Source organism: Petrimonas sp., assembly GCF_963921705.1.
Classification (GTDB): domain Bacteria; phylum Bacteroidota; class Bacteroidia; order Bacteroidales; family Dysgonomonadaceae; genus Petrimonas; species Petrimonas sulfuriphila.
The window spans coordinates 193,715-215,155 of the sequence record NZ_OY997410.1 but is presented as its reverse complement, the minus strand read 5'-3'; the positions used below and the strand labels follow the sequence as shown (position 1 = coordinate 215,155).

The following is a 21,441-nucleotide window of genomic DNA, read 5'->3' as shown; positions in this document are numbered from 1 at the left end:
GTGCTGTTTGTGGTTAATCCCATCCCGTGGGGTCATTGTAATCGTAATCATCATTGTCGGAAGCCTCTTCCGCCTCTTCTTCGTATACCCATAGTTTTCGAGTCAGCGTGCTGGCATAGACAATGATCTCCTGCTCCGGTCTCATCTGGGTGCTGTTGTTGGGCGTTGAGGTGATGGTGAACTGCGTATCGTTGATCTTATTCACCTGCAACCACTCTCCAACATATCCCAGGGTGAACTCGGTCACGTTGGTCATCACCGTGACCACGATGGTGCCGCCGTATGAAGGGAGGGGTATGTTGGTGTTCCCATGAGAGGAGAAGAGGTCGAGCTCCGGCAAAGGATCCTGGTAAACCGTGATGGAGGCGAGCGAGTCGCCCTCATTCCCATAGAGGGTGACCAAGGCTTGTCGGGGAATGTTGCCCGTCCAACTTTCATCAACGGTGATGTTAATGCCTTCGTCCGAAATTTTTTCAAGCCGGCACCAGGACTGATCGGAACGGCAACTCCACCCGGTTACGTTGGATTCTATACCAATTCCGTTTACACCCCCCTGATAATTCATGATTACCTTATCGGTAACCGGTTTGATGTAAGCTTTCGCCGGCTCAACGGCCGCATCCTGCGTCACCTCGATGGTCACCTTTTTGGTAGTCCCTTCTGCTGTGACGGTTAACATGGCATTCTCCGGAGGAGCGAAAGCCTTGTTTTCAGTTGCAGTTACCGTGAAGTTGGAGGCTCCCTTGCTGACCGTGCACCAGGTCTTGCTGGACGTGACGTTCCAACTTTTAGCATTGGTCGTGACTGTGATCTCCTTGCTCCCCCCCTCAGCAGGAAAGTGGATGGGTGTGTCGGTTACCTCCAGGGTGATTGTTTTATTTCCATTCCCGTTTCCCCCTCCACCGGGGACCTCTTCCTTACCGCAGCCTGACAGGAAGAATAGAATCAAGGCTATGACAGATAGTGCGAGTGTTGATGATTGCATGATATTTCTCAAGTGTTGATGCTTCATTTATCTAACGGCTGGCGCCGTGGCGTGGCAGCAAAAATAGTGTTAACCGGCAGGAGTTTTTTCCCAAATAGACAAAAAAATCTTTTGGATTCACAAAAAATGGACAAAACCGACAAAAATAGGGGCAAAAAAACAAGGCCGGCTCAGTTGAGCGGCCTTGTTAAACAATATAAAAACAGTGATCAATTAATAGCCTAATTTGCAAACGCGTGCCTGAATCCTTTTACATCATTCCAGTGCCCCCGCGTGAAGTCGGGAACCGCTACCGGGGCAGAGTTGTTTTCGAGCGATAAAGCCGTAAGAGGGGCTAGGCTGCACCATTCTGCCAGGTCGTATACGTCCATGTCCAGTGGAAGTCCGTTTTGCAGGCAGTAGACCAGGCGATAATCCATGATAAAGTCCATTCCTCCGTGTCCGCCTACTTTTTTGGCAGTCTCTTCGAGTTCGATGTGAATCGGATGTTTGTACTTATCCATCAGTACTTTTTTAACTTCATCCGACACATAAGAGTGAGCGGACAGGTTTTCGTGGTTGGGGACAGTGCCGGCTTCAACAGCATCGGCTTTCAGGGCATAACCTTCATTCGGATATTTATTCGCAAATCCGTTGGTCCCCTGTACCTGATACATACGGCTGTATGGACGAGGAGAGGCAACATCGTGTTGAATATGGATGGTTTTCCCGTTTTCGGTACGAATCATAGTCATGGTGTGTTGTCCGTTTTTGAAATCGGGTGCTTCCTCACCTCGCTTTTCTTTCAGGTAGGCGGGGATGCTTACCGGCTTGCTGTCCATAGCCACCAAGTAGTTCATTTTATCGCCTCGGTGGATGTCGAGAACCTGACAGGCAGGGCCCATTCCGTGCGTGGCGTAAATGTCTCCCCGGTGCGTTTTGTTGTATTCCATGCGCCAGTCGTTTTCGTAAGAATCCCAAAAGTCTTCCAGTTGATGGATATAAGCGCCTTCAGCGTAGAGGATATCGCCAAGAACACCTTGTTGTGCCATGTTGAGTGTGGTCAATTCAAAGAAATCATACACGCAGTTTTCCAATTGCATGCAATGTTTCTGGGTACGCTCTGCCGTGTTGACAACGTCCCAGATTTCCTCCAGGGTCATGGCAGCCGGTACTTCACAAGCTACGTGTTTCCCTTGCTCCATAGCGTAGATCATCATCTGAGCGTGACGTTTCCAGTCCGTCGCTATGTAAACCAGATCGATGTCGTCTCTTTGACAAAGCTCTTTCCAGGCTTCTTCGTTTCCACTGTATGCCGCAGCTCGAGGCATACCGGCCTTGTCGAGAATCTGTTGGGATTTTTCAACCCTGTTGGGGTGAAGGTCGCACAGCGCGACAATTTTTGCTCCCGGTATGTGGGTGAATCGCTGTACGGCGCTTGGTCCGCGCATTCCTAACCCAATGAATCCTACTCGGACAGTGTCTAATTTGGGCGCGGTCAACCCCAATACATGCTTTTGTCCGGAAAGGCGGGCCGGAACGGTTGTTTCGATGGGTTGAAAAGTCGCTGCCGTTTTTTCTTTTTGCGGGCCTGCGTTACAGGACGCTAGAAGAACGGTTGTGATGATGGATAAATAGAACAGTTTCTTCATTATTTAAATATATTAATTAATTCAGGGAATATCTTGTAAAATCTGGCCAATAGTTGGTCGATAGTTCAAAAGCTTAGGAATGCGGAGCTTGAAGCATGCAAAAATAGTGTATATTTACCACTTATTAATAATCCTTTAATGTGTTTTATAACATATTCTCTTTTAGCCCATAATTCTTCTTCTGTTTGTCCGTAAACCGTAAATGCAGATAACGGTGAAGCAGATAAATGGCAAAACAAACGATGCGTTCACGGCGGGCAGCCAGGCTACGGTGCCCAAATCAATTATGGCTCCCTGCAGGGGAGGCATCAATGCTCCGCCGACGATAGCCATAACAAGGCCCGCCGCTCCCAGTGTTGAGTCGTCGCCCAATCCTTTGAGTGCGATCCCGTAAATGGTTGGGAACATCAGCGACATGAAAACGGAGGTGGCGACCAGGCAATACAAACCGGTCATTCCGCCGATGAAGATAACTCCCAGGGTGGTAGCCATGGCCCCCGCTGCAAACAGGGTCAGCATAAGTGATGGCCTGAGGTACTTCATCAGGTAAGTGCTGATAAAGCGGCTCGTCAGGAACAGGGACATGGCGAGGATGTTCCAGCGCTGGCCTACGGCTTTCGGTATGCCGATGTTCTCGGCGTATTGAATAATAAATGTCCAGCACATGATTTGTGCCGCTACATAGAAGAATTGTGTGAGAACCCCCTCGCGGTAATTGTGGTTCCGGAGTAATCTCCTGGCTGAATCTATGGCACGGATATTTTTCGCCTCTGCCGATTGGGTCCTGGGCATTTTAGTCAAAGCGATAATGACGAAGACCAGCAAAACGACCCCGCCGATGATCACATACGGATTGCGGATGATTTCCAGGTCGTGCGTCCGGATAACTGCCTTTTCAGCTTCACCTAATGAATGGAAGATAAGGTTGCCTGCCGCATCGCGTTTCTCCGAGTCAAGGGACGTAAGCACGTAATTCGATGCTACAGTCATGCCTAACAATGAGCCCATCGGGTTAAACGATTGGGCAAAGTTCAGCCTGCGTGTAGAAGTAGCTTCATCACCCATCGAAATGATGTACGGATTGGCGGTTGTTTCCAAAAAAGCCAGTCCGAAAGTCAGGATATAGAGCGACAGCAGGAAAAACGTGAATTGTTCGAACTGGGCCGCTGGAATAAATAAAAATGCCCCAATGGCATACAGGGCCAATCCCAGAAGTATGCCTTTCTTGTAACTGAACCGCCTGACGAATAATGCTGCAGGGATGGCCATGGTGCCGTAGCCGCCGTAAAACGCAAATTGCACCAATGCCGCTTCCGAAACCGGAATCTCCATAATGGTTTGAAAAGCAGCCACCATGGGATTGGTGATGTCGTTGGCAAACCCCCACAGGGCAAATAAACTGGTGATAAGTATAAAGGGGACGAGGTATTTTTTCTCAATAACCGCCGGTTTGGAAGGTGACGTACTGTGTTTCATCTGACCACTCCTTTTTTTAAGATGATATTGGCATAAAGCGCCTCTTCGCCGGAAGCGATTACGGCAAAAGTTGTTTTTGCCCTGTCGTAAAAAGCAAACCGTTCCAGGTGGCCGATAGAGAAAGGTTCACCCGATGCACTCAAAATCTCTTTGTACTCTTCCCATATATCCGGTTTGTAATCGTCGCCGGGAGTTACTTCCATCAGAAAAACCGAATGTTCGGAATAGGTGTCTAAAGGAAAAAGCTCAAGAATGGCTTTCAGTAAGACAGCACCGGAGAGCCCGTCAGCCCTGATGACGTTGGTTGAAAGGCTGCAACCCGGAAAATTGGCGTCACCAAGAACGATCTCATCGCCATGCCCCATCTCCATGAGGGCTTTTACCAGCTGAGGCGATAGCACTTTGGGTATTTTTTTGAGCATAGTTATTGCAAATCTTATTTGTAAATGGGGCCAAAGGTGGCGCAGGCGCGGTAGTCGGCACCTTCCTTATCCATTCCCAATGCATTCCATGCTGCGGGGCGGAATATCTCGTCTTCTTCCACGTTGTGCATACACACCGGAATGCGAAGAATGGAGGCCAGCGTGATCAGGTCCTGTCCGATGTGTCCGTAGCTGATGGCCCCGTGGTTTGCTCCCCAGTTGTTCATTACCGAGTAGACATCCTTGAAGGCCGGTTTGCTGGTCAGCCTGGGGACGAACCAGGTGGTGGGCCAGGTCTGGTCGGTGCGTTCGTTGAGCGTTTTATGAATCTCCGGATCGATCTCCACGGTCCATCCTTCGGCTATTTGCAACACCGGACCGACACCTTTTACCAGGTTTAAGCGTGACATGGTAACGGGCATCCCGCCTTCCGAGAGGAAATTGGAAGAGTAGCCTCCGCCGCGGAAATAATCGCGGTTTGCTGGACACCAGCGCGTGGCCGCCAGACAGTCCTCTACCTCTTTTTCGTTGATTTCCCAGAACGGTTTCATGGCCGGTTTGCCCTCTTTCCGTTGTTTCCCGGTCGCGTCGAGCGTGGTGGCGCCGGAGTTGATGAGGTGAATGATTCCGTCTTTGGCTTTTCCGGTAAGCTCTTTTCCCGTAACCCGTTTCACTGCCGCAGGACTCCAGTACGTGCGTACATCGGAGAAGATCTGGGAAGTGTTGGTCAGAAGATGTCCAAACAACATGGCCACGCCGTTACAGGCATCGTTTTCGGTAGCTACCACATAGGCTTCACGAATTCCGTTCCAGTCAAAAGATGAACAGAGCAGGGCTTCGGAGAAGTCGCCGTTCGGTTTATAGTCGGTCCACTGGCGTTGTCCTTGAAAACCGGCGGCAATAGCGTTGTGTCCGATGGCCTCTTCTTTGAATCCCATCTCCTTGAGACTGGGGTTTCCGGTCATCAAGTCGCGGATGATAAGGGTCATCTTTACCACAAATTCCCAATCAGCATCTTTCTCGGCACGGTTCTTTACTTTTTCAGCCCGGTTGAGGTCTTCGGCTTCGTTCGGGACACAATATTTTCTTGTCCATGCCATTGCTTTGGCATACTCTTCCTGGTCGTAAATTCCTTCTTCCATGCGACGAAGAATTTCGATGGATTCCACTTGTTCGTTTCTCATCCCCAGGTATTCCTGGAAGAAATCGGGATTGACAATGGAACCGGCAATACCCATAGATACATTTCCTATCGATAGGTAGGATTTTCCGCGCATGGTGGCGACAGCCTGCGCTCCGCGGGCAAAGCGCAGCAGCTTTTCAGCCACGTCATCGGGAATGGAATTGTCGTCCAGGTCTTGCACGTCGCGCCCGTAAATACCAAAGGCAGGCAACCCTTTTTGGGCGTGAGCCGCCAGAACGGCTGCCAGGTACACCGCTCCCGGACGTTCAGTTCCGTTGAAACCCCATACTGCCTTGGGGTAATGCGGGTTCATGTCCATGGTTTCGGATCCGTAGCACCAGCACGATGTAACAGTTATGGTGGATCCTACGCCCTCACGTTCAAATTTTTCGGCACAGGCAGCACTTTCGCCCACCCGTCCAATAGTTGTGTCGGCGATTACACATTCAACGGGACTTCCATCACCGTTTTTTAAGGTTGAACTTATCAGGTTGGCAACAGCCTTTGCCAGGTTCATTGTTTTTTCCTCGAGGCTCTCTCTGACGCCTCCTTGTCTCCCGTCGATGGCGGGACGAATACCGATTTTTGGATAAGTTTTCATAGCGTTTTTATTTTTTTAATGATTCGTTTGTGCAAATTTAAGTTGTAGTATGAACAGTGCTGATGTTGCAGGAAAAAAATTAATAGGACCCTCTCTTGATGATTTTTGTCGGAAGATAACGGGTAATGGGATTGCCGGTTATCACGAAATCGGCAGCTAGGTTGCCCATCTCCTCCCAGTCGATGCTGATGGCCGCAATTCCGTTTTCAATCACTTCGTAAAAAGGGTTGTTGTTATAACCGATAATCCCGAACTGTCTGCCCACGGTCAGCTTGTCGGCTTTGCTCCTTTTGATGACCTCTACCACATCGGTCTGCTTGATAATGATGTATAATGTGCCCTCCACAACAGGCGTTTGAGGTGTGAAAGATTCGATGATTTCAAATTCGAAATTGTTGTCCGTACAGAACCGGATAAAATAGTCTTTGCTGCTTTGCGGATGCTTGTGTCGTTTATCGAACAGGAAAACAATTTTTTTGTATTTTTTGAAATCATGCTTTGCTTGATCCAAGGCATCGTAAAAAGCCCGGTCAAAGTCCTGGCAGACGTACGACAGTCCTTCCTTGTTAAAACTGCCGAAATCGAGCAGCAGTAATTTTTTGGGATTGATTTTTGACAACGACTCTGCCAGCACATCGTTGCTATAATTCATAATCAGGTATTTGTTGTACATGCCGTAAGATTCCCGAACAATGTTGTTGAAAAGGTTCTCGTTGTATTGATGGAACCAGAGGTCGATTTTATGGTTTGAAGGCAGCTTGGATACCAGCGCATTATACAACACGTCTTTGAACGGTGTGTATTCATCAAGGATGAGCAGCACGTTTTTTACCCGGTAGCTTACGTAGTAGTTTTTCCCGTGGATGGATTCGATCAGCCCACGTGCTCTCAGGTCATTGAAGGCTTTGAAAACGGTATCGCGGGATATGTTGTGCTGTCGGCTTAACGTGTTGATCGAGGATAGTTTATCTCCGGGCTTCAATTCATTCATCGATATAGCCCTCTGGATATAGTCGGCTAATTGCTTTACTTTCGTATTCTTGTTGTTGAATTCCAATTCCATGATAAACTAGTGTGCTGTTCTGTTCTGATCACAAAGGTATTTTTTATTTATTGATTTTCGCTTTAAGCTCATATGTTTTATAACATAAATAGTTAATCACCTGTTTTCAAACGAAAGATTCAGCTGCAATAAAAAAACCGGCAAGGCTCTTCACAGAGTCTTACCGGCCATGGAAAATCAAAAAGTCATATAAGAAATAGAACTAATTAAGTTATGGTTATTTAATAGTATTCGTTCGATGCAACAACCGGTATGGGTGTTTCAGCGATTTTGTTTTGCAACGCAGCCTGGTTGTACCTGTACACCACGTTGTAGGTTTTCACTTCATCCCCGTTTCTTGCTTTAACCGCTAATTGAACAGAGTCGGTATTTGCTCTTTGGAGCGGTTTCAGGTCGAAACACACAAATCCTTCGTAAAACCTCGGGCTTGAACTGCCATAAGCGTTGTGTCGGAATTCCAGTTCAAGAGTGTCGGGGACACTATTCGGATACAGCGAGTCGGCCACCAGGTTGATAGCGTGAGGCCTGATCCCTCCGTAATTGAACATGAAATCGATATTCAGGTAGTCGTTTCCTACCCATACTTCGTTTATTTTTATCGGGTCATATCCTAAGCTATCGGTGTTTTGCGACGTTTGTTCGATGATGTTTTTAGTAAGGATGTTCCAGATGTCATTTATCTTCACATAATGATCATATCCGCCCTGTTCATCCGATAAGGTGGTGTAATTCACAAATACCCTCTGGTTCCCGGCAGGCAGGTAGTACACGTCCGTTGCAGCCGGCCAGAGTTGTTTGCCGTTGTCGAGCACTAGCATATATCCGCTCTCTCCCATGGGAATGACCGTAGCAATGTCAATATGAAATTCGCCCAGCGAATGTTCGTCTTTCTTGTTGCACGATGCAACTGTAAGTAAAACGATAAAAAAAACAAATCCCCACGCGGTATCTTTCATATAATTCCTTACTTCTATATACATAGATGCAAAAAAGAAAAAAACGCTGCATGAAAACCTTGGATTTTCTTGTATTTAACTCTATTTAACTTTTTGGTAAAGTTTGTCAATAAGATCGGCGCGATTAAGCCGTTTCAACTCTGCTATTAATTTCTTCCGGTTGTTCTTGTCGTACCAGAAAAAAAATTGTCGTTGACTTTCTTTTTGTGAAGAGGATTTTGCGGTGTAAACCTTTTCGAGCGAATAAGGGTGGTAGCCTGTGTAATAGATCTCTGTAGCCAGTGTCATGGGCGAGGGTGTGAAGTCCTGTATTTGCTCCAGTTTGAAATTCAGGTTTTTAGTAATAGCGGCAAGTTCTGCCATATCTTCTTCTGTGCAACCCGGGTGTGAGGAAATGAAATAAGGGATCAATTGCTGATTCAGGTTCTGCTTGTTGTTTTCAGCATCGAAAATCTTTTTGAATTGATAAAACAGGCCGAACGAAGGCTTACGCATCACGTTGAGCGTCCGGTCTGCCGTATGTTCGGGAGCGACTTTGAGCCTGCCGGATACGTGGTTTACAATCAACTCTTTTGTGTATTCTTCGGCGGCCTTGTTGGCACTTTCGTCTTTTCCCCTATGCAGCAGCATGTCGTAACGGATCCCGCTTCCGATAAACGATTTTTTCACCATCGGCAGGTTGTCCACAGAGCGATAGATGTCGAGCAGTGGAGCGTGATTGGTATTGAGATTTGGGCAAATACCGGGATGGATGCACGACGGGCGTCTGCACTTTTCACAAACCGACAGGTCTTTGCCCTGCATCTTGTACATGTTTGCCGATGGTCCTCCCAAATCGCTTATGTATCCTTTGAATCCGGGCATTTCGGTGATTTTCCCGACTTCCCGGAGAATCGATTTTTTTGATCGCGACGCGATAAACTTTCCCTGGTGTGCCGAAATGGTACAAAAAGCACATCCTCCAAAACAACCCCGGTGCAGGTTTACTGAAAACTTGATCATTTCGTAAGCCGCAATGTGTTTGTTTTTGTACTTGGGATGAGGCAAGCGGGTGTATGGTAAATCAAAAGATGCATCAATTTCCTCTTCCGTCATCGGGGGAAAAGGTGGATTCACGACCAGCGTCTTATCGTCCACGTCCTGTAAGATACGTGATGCGTGCAACGCGTTAGACTGCTCTTCCACAATACGAAAGTTTTTTGCCTGTTTCAGCCTGTCTTCCAGGCATTCTTCATGAGAGAATAACCGGATCTCGTCTTTAAATGAATTTTCAGGAACATTGTCTTTTCCCGCAAGGAAAGCTGTCTGGGGCACATGCCGCATTTCGGCAATCGTTTTTCCGTTTTGCATTTCCCGGACCACGCGCGTAATCGGCAGTTCGCCCATGCCGTAAACCAGCAAATCGGCGTTGGTGCCTGCCAGTATCGTTTTATGCAGAGAATCACTCCAGTAATCGTAATGCGAAACCCGGCGGAGGGAAGCTTCCACACCTCCGATAATCAGCGGAATGTCGGGATAGAGTTCTTTCAGGATGTTGGAATAGATCGTTACGGCCCGGTCGGGGCGCATATCCGACCTCCCGTCGGGTGTGTAGGCATCCTGCGATCGTAAGCGTTTATTGGCGGTGTATCGGTTGATCATCGAGTCCATAACACCGGCGGTTACGGCAAAAAACATTCGGGGAAGCCCCAGTTTTTTAAAATCCCGCAAATCGTCCCTCCAGTTTGGTTGAGGAACAATGGCTACGCGCAACCCCAACCTTTCCAGCAGTCGTCCAATCACCGCAGTCCCAAACGAAGGATGATCGATGTAGGCATCTCCCGAAAAGAGGATCACGTCCGCCTGGTCCCACCCGAGAAGATCCATCTCTTTTTTGGTGGTGGGTAGGAAGTGTGCCGATGGATAGGGTTGGCTTTCCATCCGTTAAAAGGGTTTGTGTTTCCTGGGTCTCTCTTCTCCCATCTTCTCGCTCAGCACGGTTGCCCTGTCCACCGCGAGGTGGATGTTTGAACAGATGTTCTCTTTTCCGATAATATCCGGTATTTTGGAGTTTTCGACTTTTGCCCTGACATTGCCATTCACTCCCGAAAGAATAACCTGAATTTTTTCTCTCCGGGAGTTTTTGCAGAGATTTTGGAGGTTGTTCAGCCCCGTAGCATCGATAAACGGCACCTTGCGCATCCGGATAATCCGGATCTGTGCCCTTTCTCCGATTTCGCGCATAACATCGTCAAACTTATTGGCTACCCCAAAGAAAAAAGGCCCGTCAATTTCATACACTTCCACGCCTTTAGGCAGGTGCAAGACTTCGTCCTGCAAGTTCCCGGAATGGGACTCAATCTCTTTTGAGATATCAATTTTTCCCGTCGTTACCGACACTTGCGTGCTTGCGTTCATCCGCTTCAGGAACAGGAAGATGGCAAGCAATAGTCCTACTTCGATGGCGATGGTCAGGTCGAATACTACCGTTAGAATAAACGTCGTCAGTAAAACGGCCAGCGTTCCTCCAGACTGTTTGACAAGTGAGCGGAACGTGCGCCATTCGCTCATGTTGTATGCCACCACAACCAGCACCCCGGCAAGGCAGGCCATCGGGATATGTTTGGTGAGGTCGCCTAAAAACAACAGGATCAGCAACAGGACTGCGGCATGAATGATTCCTGCCACCGGCGAACGCCCACCGTTGTTGATGTTGGTCATTGTCCGGGCAATGGCGCCGGTAGCCGGGATCCCGCCAAAGAACGGAGTCACGATGTTGGCTACTCCCTGTGCAACCAGTTCCATGTTCGAGTTATGCCGTTTACCGATCACGCCATCTGCAACGGTTGCAGACAACAGGGATTCAATAGCCCCCAGTATGGCAATGGTAAATGCTGAAGGAAACAGCATGCGGATACTTTCGAGATTGAACCCGATAGGATTCGGCTGAGGCAGTTGGCTGTTTATCTGAAACCTGTCGCCGATAGTTTCAATTCCGGTAATTCCAAAATAGTGCTTCATCACGAACACGATAACAGTCATCAAAACAATCGCTATCAGCGATCCGGGTATTTTCCTGGAAATTTTTGGAGTGAGAAAGATGATGGTCACACTCAACACGCCAATGCCTGTTGCCCACCAATTGATGGTTCCCAAATGTTGAAAATATACTTCCCATTTGGTAAAGAAATCGGAAGGGACCTTGGCTATGCTCAATCCAAACAAGTCTTTTATCTGCGTGGAGAAAATAGTAAGGGCAATACCACTGGTGAATCCAACGACAATGGGGTAGGGAATGAACTTGATGACAGTCCCGAGCTTGAGAACACCCATTAAAACCAGCATGGCTCCGGCAAGAACAGTAGCTATTGCCAGCCCGGTCACGCCAAACTGTTCCACAATTCCGTAAACAATAACAATAAATGCTCCTGTCGGGCCGCCAATTTGTACATGGCTTCCGCCGAGGAACGAAATAATAAATCCGGCAATGATTGCCGTTACGATACCTTTTTCCGGTGTGACACCGGAGGAGATTCCAAAAGCAATGGCCAGCGGCAATGCCACGATTCCTACGATAAGGCCTGCCATTAAATCGGAAATAAATTTCTCCCTGTTGTAGTTTTTTAACGATAAGAAAAGGATGGGTTTAAATTCTTTCAGAAAGATTTTTTGCATCTGTATATTCAATAATTGGCTGCAAAATTAACCATTTAAAGAATAAAAATGAAATAGTACGTGCGAAAAGTTAGAATGCACCCTGTTCCACAAGCACGCAGGCACGTTCCGTTAAGCGATCTTCGGCATAGGGGTTATACCTCTTTTTAAGGCTATTGCCGAACATGCTTGCAAACGCATTGTAAAAAAAAGCCTTGGCGCTTCCCATGTAGGCATCAATAATGTGGTACGACGATGAGTTGGTCTCCCGATCAACCAGCTTCATCAAAAGTTGTCCTTGAGAACGGGTGAGTTTTTTCATTTTAGGGGTATAGGCCTCCATCAGGTACTTTTCCATCTGGTTCAGGTGACTCTGCCGTGCCTTGTCATCGGGCAGGGTTTCCATATACTCGTACGTTTCGGTAATGATTACGGCTATCTCCTTGGCATAGGGCAGGGTTTTCTTTACGTCGCGGATCAGTTTTGTATATTGTAGCTGCTCCCTGTTGCTGCCGAAACGCAGGGGGGAATACTTGATGAAATCGTGTAAGCTCATGCAGGCAACCGTGTCGCCGTCAATCACCACTGCCGGATACACATTGGGCAACAGGTAGAGGGTCGTCCTTTGTTTTGCCGGAGAAGCGTTGTCGGCAAAGAAATCCTGCGCCTTGGCCTGGAAGGCAAGGGGCACGGTCAGGAGCAGCCATATTTGAACAAATCTTATCATAAATCCGGGACAAAAATAACATTATTGTTTTATTCGAGTACTTAAAATCACGTTAAGTGTAGTTAATTAACAATCCTGTTTATAGATTGTTAAGTAAATAATTTGGAAAAAACAGCTTAACCAGGGCCTTCTCGGGCAAAAAAGAGATCGCTTTTTACTCGATTTCCTTCAATTTGAATTACCTTTGAAGAACTAAAATCAGAAATTATGGCTTATTATCATTTGGGGGAGCTGGTTCACCATCAGGCGCAGAAATACAAAAACAGAACCTCGTTGAAGTTTTTATTATCAGATGGGCGATGGACACAAATGTCGTGGGAAGAGTTTTCGGAAAAAATAATGAAAACCGCTCAGGCAATGGCAGAGTTGCAGATCCAACCCGAAGATAATGTGGGGATTTATTCCCAGAATATGGCAAAATACCTTATTACCGACTTTGCCGCCTACGCCAACTGCGCGGTTATGGTACCCATGTATGCCACCTCATCGCCATCGCAGGTAGAATATATCGTAAACGACGCTCAGCTAAAGGTGATTTTTGTAGGTGAGCAGTTCCAGTACAACAACGCATATAAAGTACAGCAGGAAAGTCCGGTCCTGAAAAAGATCATTGTCTTTGACAGGAATGTAGTGTTGAAACCCGAAGATAAAACGTCCATCTATTTTGATGATTTTATCACTACCGGAGATAATTCCGAATCGTTGGCGCTTGTTAATGCCCGGTTGCGTCAACTTAAAGGTTCCGATCTGGCAACCATCATTTATACGTCGGGAACAACCGGTGAGCCCAAGGGAGTTATGCTCACCCATGATAATTATATCCAGGCGTTCAAGATCCACGATGCACGGCTAACCCAGTGTTCGGAGAAAGATGTTTCGATGTGTTTCCTGCCGTTGACGCATATCTTTGAAAAAGCGTGGACCTATTATTGCCTCCACAAAGGAATACTTGTTGCCGTAAACAGGGATCCCACCCGGATTCAGCAGACTCTTAGACAGATACGTCCCACTCTGATGAGCAACGTTCCCCGCTTTTGGGAAAAAGTGTACGATGGCATTCAGCAAAAGATCGAAACTTCAAGCGGTGTCTTGAAATGGTTGTTTGAAGACAGTGTCAGGACGGGTAGAAAGCACAATCTCGTATATAAAAATCAGGGGAAAAGGGCACCGTTTGGTGTTGCGCTCAAATTCTTCCTCTATAAACTCACCATTTTTTACCTGATCAAGAAGGTGGTGGGTATCGACCGGGGAAACTTTTTCCCCGTGGCAGGAGCTCCTCTATCGGACAAGATTAACGAGTTCATGCAATCGATCGATGTGCATCTGATATACGGCTACGGCCTCTCCGAGACGACCGCGACGGTTAGTTGTTTTCTGGAAAAAGGGTTCACGATTGGAACTGTTGGCAAGGTCATGCCCGAGGTGGAGGTGAAGATCGGGACAAACGACGAGATCCTGGTGAAAGGCAAGACGGTGATGAAGGGGTATTACAAAAAACCCGTTGAGACGGCCGCGATATTCACGGAAGACGGTTTTTTCAGGACCGGTGATGCGGGAAGGCTGACCGGGAACAACGAGATTATCCTGACCGAAAGAATAAAAGACCTTTACAAAACCTCAAACGGGAAATATATTGCTCCACAGATGATTGAGACCCGGATGACCGAGGATAAGTTTATCGATCAGATTGCCGTAATTGGCGACGAACGAAAATTTGTAAGCGCGTTGATTGTTCCGGACTTCGGACATCTGAAACAATACGCCCTCGAGCATCAGATTCCCTGCGGGTCAAACGAAGAGCTGGTGGAAAATAAAGAGATTCACGATTATATGTTTGGCCGGATCGAACTACTACAGGCTCAGTTCACCTCCTATGAAAAAATCAAAAAAATAACGTTGCTGCCCCATCCTTTTACGATGGAATCGGGCGAACTGACCAATACGTTAAAGCTGAGAAGAAAAATTGTACTCCAGCGTTATGCCGCTGAGATTGAGAAAATGTACGCAGAATAGCTTTTAGGCGGGAAAATCATTATCTTTGCACCGTTTTTTAAAAGTGAAAAAATGGAATATAATTTTGGGGAAATAGAAAAACGGTGGCAGCAGTATTGGGCCGACCGTGAGGTATACCGGGTAACAGAAGATACAACCAAACCCAAGTTTTATGTGCTGGATATGTTCCCGTACCCCTCGGGAGCCGGGTTGCACGTGGGGCATCCGCTAGGTTATATCGCTTCCGATATTTATTCGAGGTATAAACGGCTGCAGGGATTCAACGTGCTTCACCCTATGGGTTACGACGCATATGGCCTTCCTGCGGAACAATATGCTATCCAAACCGGCCAGCATCCGGCCATCACTACCAAAAACAACATTGCCCGCTACCGCGAGCAGTTGGACAAAATAGGATTTTCTTACGATTGGAGCCGCGAGGTGCAAACCTGCGATCCTGAATATTATAAATGGACGCAATGGGCATTTGTAAAAATGTTCCGTTCCTACTACTGCAACCAGGCACAACAAGCAAGGCCGTTGGATGAACTGATCGAGGTCTTTTCACAACAAGGCACTACCGGGTTGGACCTGGCTTGTACAGAGCCGATGAGCTTCACCGCTGATGAGTGGAATGCCAAAACCGAAAAAGAGCAACAGGAAATCCTGATGAATTACCGCATCGCCTACCTGGGCGATACCCTGGTAAACTGGTGCCCGCAGTTGGGAACGGTGCTGGCCAATGATGAAGTGAGCGAAGGGCTGTCTATCCGCGGAGGATATCCGGTTGAGCAGAAGAAGATGCGTCAGTGGTGTCTGCGTGTATCCGCCTACGCGCAACGGTTACTGGACGGGCTCGATGATGTGGATTGGACGGACTCGTTGAAAGAAACACAGCGGAACTGGATTGGGCGTTCTGTTGGAGCAGTCATGAAATTTAAAACACCCGGCGGTGTCTCCTTCGATATTTTTACCACCCGGGCCGATACTATTTTCGGAGTCACCTTCATGGTGCTTGCACCGGAAAGTGAACTGGTTGAACAACTCACCACCCCCGAACAGCGCAACGCTGTAGATGCATACATACTAAAAACAAAAAAACGCACGGAGCGGGAGCGCATTGCCGACAAATCGGTCAGCGGTGTTTTTTCCGGATCCTATGCATTACATCCGTTTACCGGAGATCTTTTACCAATCTGGATTTCGGATTACGTGTTGGCCGGTTACGGAACCGGAGCGATTATGGCTGTTCCCGCTCACGACAGCCGCGACTACGCTTTCGCCAAACATTTTAACTTGTCCATTGTTCCCTTGATCGAGGGCTGCGATATATCGGAAGAGAGTTTCGATGCCAAGGAAGGTATCCTGATGAATTCCGGTTTTTTAAACGGGCTTCCGGTAAAAGAGGCGATTGTTAAAGCCATTGAGGAGGTGGAAGATCGCAACCTGGGTTTCCGGAAAGTGAACTTCCGGTTGAGGGATGCCATTTTCTCGCGTCAACGTTATTGGGGCGAACCGTTCCCTGTTTATTACAAAGACGGGATGCCCTACACGCTGGATGAGGGCGAGCTCCCGCTCGAACTGCCCGAAGTGGATAAATACCTCCCAACAGAATCGGGCGAACCCCCGCTTGGCCGTGCCAGGAACTGGCAGACAAGGGAAGGGTATCCGTTGGAGTTGAGTACGATGCCCGGATTTGCAGGCTCATCGGCCTACTACCTGCGGTACATGGATCCGCGAAACAGCCAGGCTTTGGTGTCGAAGGAAGCCAATAGCTATTGGCGAAGCGTAGACCTTTATATCGGTGGAACGGAGCATGCGACGGGACACTTGATTTATAGCCGGTTCTGGAATAAATTCCTGTTCGACCTGGGCGTCTCTTGCGAGCAGGAGCCGTTCCGGAAACTTGTTAATCAGGGTATGATCCAGGGACGAAGCAATTTTGTGTACCGGATTAAGGAGACCAACACATTTGTCTCGCTGAACCTTAAAGATCAGTACGATGTTACGCCCATACACGTGGATGTAAACATTGTTCATAACGATGTTCTGGACGTGGAGGCTTTTCGCAACTGGAACCCCGAGTATAAGAACGCTGAATTTATTTTGGAAGACGGGAAGTACATTTGCGGGTGGGCCGTCGAAAAGATGTCGAAATCGATGTTTAACGTGGTGAATCCCGATGTGATTGTGGAAAACTACGGTGCAGATACGCTTCGGTTGTACGAGATGTTCCTGGGGCCTCTGGAGCTTTCCAAACCGTGGGATACGAACGGCATCGACGGTGTACACCGTTTTTTGCGCAGGCTTTGGAACTTGTTTCACACCAACGGGGAGTTTTTGGTTTCTGACGAAGACCCAACAAAAGAGGAATTGAAATCGTTGCATAAACTCATCAAGAAAGTGTCGTTTGATATTGAGAATTTCTCGTTCAACACATCCGTGTCGGCGTTTATGATTTGCGTCAACGAACTGTCTCAGCTAAAATGTAATAAAAAAGCCATCCTCAGCGATTTATTGGTCTGTCTGGCTCCTTTCGCTCCGCACATTGCCGAAGAGTTGTGGCACAAGTTGGGAAATGAACAGACCATTTGCGACGCAAAATATCCCGAACTTAACGAAGAATATTTAAAGGAGAACGTGTTCTCTTACGCCATCTCATTTAACGGAAAGTCACGCTTTGTGCTGGAATTTCCGGCCGATGCATCCAACGCTGAAATTGAAAAAACGGTGCTGGAACATCCTTATTCACAGAAATGGCTGGACGGAAAATCACCGAGAAAAGTGATCATTGTGCCGCGGAAAATTGTAAATATCGTTGTCTGACGCTTATAGCCATTTATAAATTCAGGACTAAAACATTGAATGTCAATGAACCTTCCTGCAAAAAAATACCTTAAAGCATTTGAATGGCGCGATTACCTGTTGGTCGTAATCGGGCTGGTTCTCTACGCCATCGGACTGGCCGGTTTCCTGATTCCCAACAAGATCGTTACCGGTGGACTGGCTGGTGTCTCTTTGCTCATCAACTACTCAACCGGCGTCCCCGTGTGGTTTTCCATTCTGGTTATCAATTGTATCTTGTTGATCATCGCGTGGTTTATATTGGGGCGTGGTTTTGTGTTTAAAACACTTTTCGGCGCATTCGGGCTGACCTTCATTATCGGTATCGCTGAGAAATACCTGACACATTCGCTGCTCCCCAGCGCAGATCCACTCATGGCGAGTATCATAGGCGCAATCTGCTGCGGTGCCGGGCTTGGACTGGTCTATTCGATGAACAGTACAACGGGCGGTACGGATATCGTGGGCGCCATTATCACCAAATACCGTTATATCAGTATGGGCCGCGGATTGATGTATGTGGACGTGGTGATCATTCTCAGCTCGTGGTTCCTGTTTCAGAGCCTCGAGAAAATTATCTACGGGCTTATCATCATTGCCGTCCTTTACTACGTGGTGGATATGGTTATCAGTGGAGCAAGGCAGTCGGTGCAGTTCCTGATCTTCTCTTCAAAATACGAGGAAATTGCTTCGCACATCAACGCCGAGCTCCACAGGGGATGCACCGTTATCGACGGAACGGGATGGTATTCGAAACAGCCGCAAAAAGTACTCGTCGTCTTGGCCCGGAAAACGGAATCGACACCTATTTTCCGGTTGGTAAAACGTATCGATAAAGATGCTTTTATCTCGCAAAGCAATGTGGTCGGGGTATACGGAAAAGGGTTCGATCAGATAAAATGATTTCTTTTTAGTCTATACACCCACGTTATCCTCTCTTTTTATAACTGAATACTGCCCATCCATTCAATACTACGGCTATTGCTCCCAATGCCAGCAGGGTCCCGGAGACATCAGCCAGGCTGCTGCCGTTCAGGTAAAGCATCCGGAAGGCTGTCGTCAGGTAGTTGAAAGGGTTGATGGCCGCGATTGCCTGAGCCCATGCGGGCATGCTTGAGACCGGGGTGAACATGCCTCCCAGCAGGACCAGGATCAGGATAAAGAACATCACCAGGAAACTGGCTTGTTGCATGGTCTCCGAATAGTTGGAAATAATGATTCCCAGGCCCGACACGGAGAGGATAAAGACAATGGCCGAAATAAGCACTGCAACCACTCCTCCGCCGGGCCATAGGCCGTAGATCAGAAACGACAGGGTAATGGAAATGATCATCACAACGAGGCCGACGGCCCAGTAAGGTATCAGTTTGGCAAGGATGAAGTTCATCTTGCTTATCGGCGTTACATTGATCTGGTTAATGGTGCCGTTCTCTTTTTCCATTACAATATTGAGTGCCGGCAAAATGCCACACAGAATCGTAAGCAACAGTACCATGAAGCCCGGAATCATAAATTTTTTGTAATCCAGTGCGGGGTTGTACTTGTACTGCGGGACAATATTCATCTTCTTTAGGCGCATGACGGACACCCGTGTTTGGGGCGGCAGTGTCTGCGTCAATTCCCCGCGCAGCTCCGACGAAAAATCGTTCACGATTTGCATGACATAATTGCTGCCCAACAGCCCTTGAGTCCCGTTTACCGAGTTCACAGCAACCCCTACGCCCGACTCTCTTCTTTTCACCAGATCCACATCAAACGAAGCGGGTATCTCCAGGATCATATCGGTTTCGTCGTTTTCCATATTCAGCATCGCCGCATTGTAATCGGGTGGGGTGTCGTGCAAAATAAAGTACTGTGAAGCAGCTATTTTGTCGGTTAGTCTTTTGGAATAGACGCTTTTGCTGTGATCAACCACATCCACACGGATATTTTTTATCTCAAAACTTACTGCCCACGGGAAAACCAGCAACACCATGGTGGGAAACAACACGATTAGCCTTGGAATCAACGGATTCCTGAACATCTGTTTAAATTCTTTTTCGATGAGGAATTTTAATGTCTTCATAAGGATTCTATTTTTTACTCCAGCCTCTTTTTAGTCTTCATAATGGTAATTCCCAGCAGGAACAGCGTCATTCCGGCTAATACGAGTATTTCTTTCCAGGCTATGGTCATCCCAAGTCCCTGGATCATCACTTTTCTCACGACTTCAATAAACCAACGTGCTGGTACTATGGCCGACAGTGCCTGCAATGTCCCGGGCATGTTATCTACCGGGAAGATCATCCCTGAGAGCATAAGCACGGGAATCATGGCGGTGATAGCCGAGAAGATGACCGCATTGACCTGTTTGTCTACCAGTGTGGAAACGGTCAATCCATATGACAAAGTTAGGGTTATGTAGAGGATAGCAACGAAAAACAGCAACAGGAGGCTGCCGTTGACAGGCACGTCCAGCACAAAATAGCTCAGAAGCAGAATAATGACAAAGTCGATAAAAGAGATCACCATATAGGGAATGGTCTTTGCGAAGATCATGGTTCCCTGTTTCAACGGCGATGCGAGGAGTACCTCCATGGTCCCTCTCTCTTTTTCACGGACGATTGACACCGAGGTCATGATGGTGCAAATGATCATCAGTACCAACCCCATGATGCCTGGTACAAACATATAGGATGATTTCATCAGGGGATTGTAGATCATCCGGTTCTCAGTCTGGATCTGAAACGGTATTTGTATCAAGTCGGTTTGTTCCCGTTGAAATCCCGCTATGATAGCCGTGGCATAGGTTGCCGCGATGGAGCCCCGGTTTGGGTCGGAACTGTTGGAAAGCAGTTGTACGTCAGCTTCTCCCGAGTGAACCAACTCCTCCTGGAAGTTTTGCTGAAAGACCACTGCCAGATCGAGCTCACCTTTCCGCATCGACTCTTCCATTTCATCCATGGTTTGAACGCTTCCCCGATAATTGAAGTAGGAGTTCTGCCGTATCCGTTCCGCGATGCCCGTGGTGAAAGCATCGGGAGTGGGGTCGTAGACGGCTACACGAATGTTCTGTACCTCCATGTTTACGGCAAAGCCGAACAACAGAACTTCCACTACAGGCATCCCCAGGATTATCAGCAAGGTCCTGTTGTCCCGGATGATATGCCGGAACTCTTTTTTTACAAATGCTATAAATTGTTTCATTGGTCCCCCCTCTTTGCTTTACGTGCCAATTGTCGAAATACCTCATCCATGGAGTCGGCGCTGAACCTGCGGCGCAACTCGGCCGGTGTGTCCAAGGCGTCGATACGGCCATCCACCATGATCGATACCCTGTTGCAGTATTCAGCTTCGTCCATGTAGTGCGTGGTTACAAAAACGGTGATCCCCCGGTCGGCCGCATCGTAGATCATCTCCCAGAACTGCCGACGCATGGCCGGGTCAACTCCGCCCGTAGGTTCATCCAGAAAGACAATCCTGGGCTCATGAAAGATGGCCACGGAAAAAGCTAGTTTTTGTTTCCATCCCAACGGGAGGTATTTCACCAGGGTGTTGCGCTCCTGTTCAAAATCCAATTGCTTCAACAACTCGTTCGTCTTTTCCGCAATTGTTTTATCAGACAACCCGTAGATACCCCCGAACAGGCGGATATTCTCCCAAACTTTCAGGTCTTCGTACAGGGAGAATTTCTGGCTCATGTATCCTATATTCCGTTTAATCCGTTCATTTTCTTTAATGATATCATAACCAGCCACGGTTCCTTCTCCTGCCGTCGGCATGCTGATACCGCAAAGCATTTGCATGGCAGTGGTTTTACCCGCGCCGTTGGCACCCAGAAAACCAAAAATCTCACCTTCCTTCACATCAAAAGAGATGCGGTCCACGGCCGTGAAATTGCCAAACTTTTTTGTCAGGTTGAATACCTCGATAACTTTTTTGCTCATGT

Annotated in this window: 16 protein-coding genes; 3 read left to right on the top strand and 13 right to left on the bottom strand. The window is 47.7% G+C overall.

Translation table 11 applies throughout. The annotated features are described in order from the left end of the window. Positions 1 to 13: 13 nt before the first annotated feature. From AACM02_RS00885 to AACM02_RS00840, 10 genes are all read right to left on the bottom strand, one after another. Positions 14 to 985 (bottom strand): BACON domain-containing protein, encoded by a 972-nt coding sequence (locus AACM02_RS00885; protein WP_339115793.1) that lies wholly within the window; start codon positions 983 to 985, stop codon positions 14 to 16. A 221-nt stretch (positions 986 to 1,206) separates the two neighbouring features. Continuing rightward, complete coding sequence (locus tag AACM02_RS00880; protein WP_339115792.1) at positions 1,207 to 2,616, bottom strand: Gfo/Idh/MocA family oxidoreductase; 1,410 nt, start codon at positions 2,614 to 2,616, stop codon at positions 1,207 to 1,209. 162 nt (positions 2,617 to 2,778) lie between these two features. Continuing rightward, entirely contained in the window at positions 2,779 to 4,092 is a 1,314-nt protein-coding gene (gene fucP / locus AACM02_RS00875; protein ID WP_339115791.1) for an L-fucose:H+ symporter permease, read from the bottom strand. Continuing rightward, positions 4,089 to 4,514 carry an L-fucose mutarotase gene (gene fucU, locus AACM02_RS00870; RefSeq protein ID WP_332456808.1) on the bottom strand — a complete coding sequence of 142 codons (426 nt, stop codon included), beginning with the start codon at positions 4,512 to 4,514 and terminating at the stop codon, positions 4,089 to 4,091. The genes fucP and fucU overlap by 4 nt, the downstream gene beginning before the upstream one ends. Before the next feature lie 14 nt (positions 4,515 to 4,528). Beyond that, positions 4,529 to 6,298 carry an L-fucose isomerase gene (gene fucI / locus AACM02_RS00865; RefSeq protein WP_339115790.1) on the bottom strand — a complete coding sequence of 590 codons (1,770 nt, stop codon included), beginning with the start codon at positions 6,296 to 6,298 and terminating at the stop codon, positions 4,529 to 4,531. Between the two features lie 79 nt (positions 6,299 to 6,377). Continuing rightward, positions 6,378 to 7,361 (bottom strand): GntR family transcriptional regulator, encoded by a 984-nt coding sequence (locus AACM02_RS00860; RefSeq protein ID WP_321577708.1) that lies wholly within the window; start codon positions 7,359 to 7,361, stop codon positions 6,378 to 6,380. A gap of 221 nt (positions 7,362 to 7,582) precedes the next feature. Next, positions 7,583 to 8,317, bottom strand: coding sequence for a NigD-like protein (locus tag AACM02_RS00855; protein ID WP_339115789.1), 735 nt, complete (start codon positions 8,315 to 8,317; stop codon positions 7,583 to 7,585). An 81-nt stretch (positions 8,318 to 8,398) separates the two neighbouring features. Beyond that, positions 8,399 to 10,237, bottom strand: coding sequence for a YgiQ family radical SAM protein (locus AACM02_RS00850; RefSeq protein WP_339115788.1), 1,839 nt, complete (start codon positions 10,235 to 10,237; stop codon positions 8,399 to 8,401). Positions 10,238 to 10,240: 3 nt separating this feature from the next. Next, complete coding sequence (gene sulP, locus AACM02_RS00845) at positions 10,241 to 11,971, bottom strand: sulfate permease (RefSeq protein WP_339115787.1); 1,731 nt, start codon at positions 11,969 to 11,971, stop codon at positions 10,241 to 10,243. A gap of 70 nt (positions 11,972 to 12,041) precedes the next feature. After that, positions 12,042 to 12,677, bottom strand: a complete 636-nt coding sequence (locus tag AACM02_RS00840) for a DUF4294 domain-containing protein (protein WP_214063510.1) — start codon at positions 12,675 to 12,677, stop codon at positions 12,042 to 12,044. Between the two features lie 207 nt (positions 12,678 to 12,884). Here AACM02_RS00840 and AACM02_RS00835 point away from each other — a divergent pair, with 207 nt between their 5' ends. From AACM02_RS00835 to AACM02_RS00825, 3 genes are read left to right on the top strand one after another with little or no spacing between them, the layout of a single operon-like run. Further along, positions 12,885 to 14,690, top strand: coding sequence for a long-chain fatty acid--CoA ligase (locus AACM02_RS00835; protein WP_339115786.1), 1,806 nt, complete (start codon positions 12,885 to 12,887; stop codon positions 14,688 to 14,690). Between the two features lie 51 nt (positions 14,691 to 14,741). Then, entirely contained in the window at positions 14,742 to 17,495 is a 2,754-nt protein-coding gene (leuS, locus tag AACM02_RS00830) for a leucine--tRNA ligase (RefSeq protein WP_339115785.1), read from the top strand. A 45-nt stretch (positions 17,496 to 17,540) separates the two neighbouring features. After that, the gene (locus tag AACM02_RS00825) at positions 17,541 to 18,416 is read left to right on the top strand and encodes a YitT family protein (RefSeq protein ID WP_214063240.1); all 876 of its coding nucleotides are present in this window, start codon (positions 17,541 to 17,543) and stop codon (positions 18,414 to 18,416) included. Between the two features lie 25 nt (positions 18,417 to 18,441). Here AACM02_RS00825 and AACM02_RS00820 read toward each other — a convergent pair whose 3' ends face one another. The 3 genes from AACM02_RS00820 to AACM02_RS00810 are packed head-to-tail and all read right to left on the bottom strand — an operon-like array spanning position 18,442 to position 21,439. Continuing rightward, positions 18,442 to 19,578, bottom strand: a complete 1,137-nt coding sequence (locus AACM02_RS00820) for an ABC transporter permease (protein WP_339115784.1) — start codon at positions 19,576 to 19,578, stop codon at positions 18,442 to 18,444. 14 nt (positions 19,579 to 19,592) lie between these two features. Next, a complete protein-coding gene (locus AACM02_RS00815; protein ID WP_339115783.1) occupies positions 19,593 to 20,699 on the bottom strand; it encodes an ABC transporter permease in 1,107 nt (368 codons plus the stop codon). Continuing rightward, positions 20,696 to 21,439 carry an ABC transporter ATP-binding protein gene (locus tag AACM02_RS00810; RefSeq protein ID WP_214062240.1) on the bottom strand — a complete coding sequence of 248 codons (744 nt, stop codon included), beginning with the start codon at positions 21,437 to 21,439 and terminating at the stop codon, positions 20,696 to 20,698. The genes AACM02_RS00815 and AACM02_RS00810 overlap by 4 nt, the downstream gene beginning before the upstream one ends. Positions 21,440 to 21,441 lie beyond the last annotated feature (2 nt).

What these genes read in the sequence shown, in the direction of transcription:
- AACM02_RS00885 (WP_339115793.1), bottom strand. Translation starts at nt 985, where the DNA reads ATGCAATCATCAACACTCGCACTATCTGTCATAGCCTTGATTCTATTC.
- AACM02_RS00880 (WP_339115792.1), bottom strand. Translation starts at nt 2,616, where the DNA reads ATGAAGAAACTGTTCTATTTATCCATCATCACAACCGTTCTTCTAGCG.
- fucP (WP_339115791.1), bottom strand. Translation starts at nt 4,092, where the DNA reads ATGAAACACAGTACGTCACCTTCCAAACCGGCGGTTATTGAGAAAAAA.
- fucU (WP_332456808.1), bottom strand. Translation starts at nt 4,514, where the DNA reads ATGCTCAAAAAAATACCCAAAGTGCTATCGCCTCAGCTGGTAAAAGCC.
- fucI (WP_339115790.1), bottom strand. Translation starts at nt 6,298, where the DNA reads ATGAAAACTTATCCAAAAATCGGTATTCGTCCCGCCATCGACGGGAGA.
- AACM02_RS00860 (WP_321577708.1), bottom strand. Translation starts at nt 7,361, where the DNA reads ATGGAATTGGAATTCAACAACAAGAATACGAAAGTAAAGCAATTAGCC.
- AACM02_RS00855 (WP_339115789.1), bottom strand. Translation starts at nt 8,317, where the DNA reads ATGAAAGATACCGCGTGGGGATTTGTTTTTTTTATCGTTTTACTTACA.
- AACM02_RS00850 (WP_339115788.1), bottom strand. Translation starts at nt 10,237, where the DNA reads ATGGAAAGCCAACCCTATCCATCGGCACACTTCCTACCCACCACCAAA.
- sulP (WP_339115787.1), bottom strand. Translation starts at nt 11,971, where the DNA reads ATGCAAAAAATCTTTCTGAAAGAATTTAAACCCATCCTTTTCTTATCG.
- AACM02_RS00840 (WP_214063510.1), bottom strand. Translation starts at nt 12,677, where the DNA reads ATGATAAGATTTGTTCAAATATGGCTGCTCCTGACCGTGCCCCTTGCC.
- AACM02_RS00835 (WP_339115786.1), top strand. Translation starts at nt 12,885, where the DNA reads ATGGCTTATTATCATTTGGGGGAGCTGGTTCACCATCAGGCGCAGAAA.
- leuS (WP_339115785.1), top strand. Translation starts at nt 14,742, where the DNA reads ATGGAATATAATTTTGGGGAAATAGAAAAACGGTGGCAGCAGTATTGG.
- AACM02_RS00825 (WP_214063240.1), top strand. Translation starts at nt 17,541, where the DNA reads ATGAACCTTCCTGCAAAAAAATACCTTAAAGCATTTGAATGGCGCGAT.
- AACM02_RS00820 (WP_339115784.1), bottom strand. Translation starts at nt 19,578, where the DNA reads ATGAAGACATTAAAATTCCTCATCGAAAAAGAATTTAAACAGATGTTC.
- AACM02_RS00815 (WP_339115783.1), bottom strand. Translation starts at nt 20,699, where the DNA reads ATGAAACAATTTATAGCATTTGTAAAAAAAGAGTTCCGGCATATCATC.
- AACM02_RS00810 (WP_214062240.1), bottom strand. Translation starts at nt 21,439, where the DNA reads ATGAGCAAAAAAGTTATCGAGGTATTCAACCTGACAAAAAAGTTTGGC.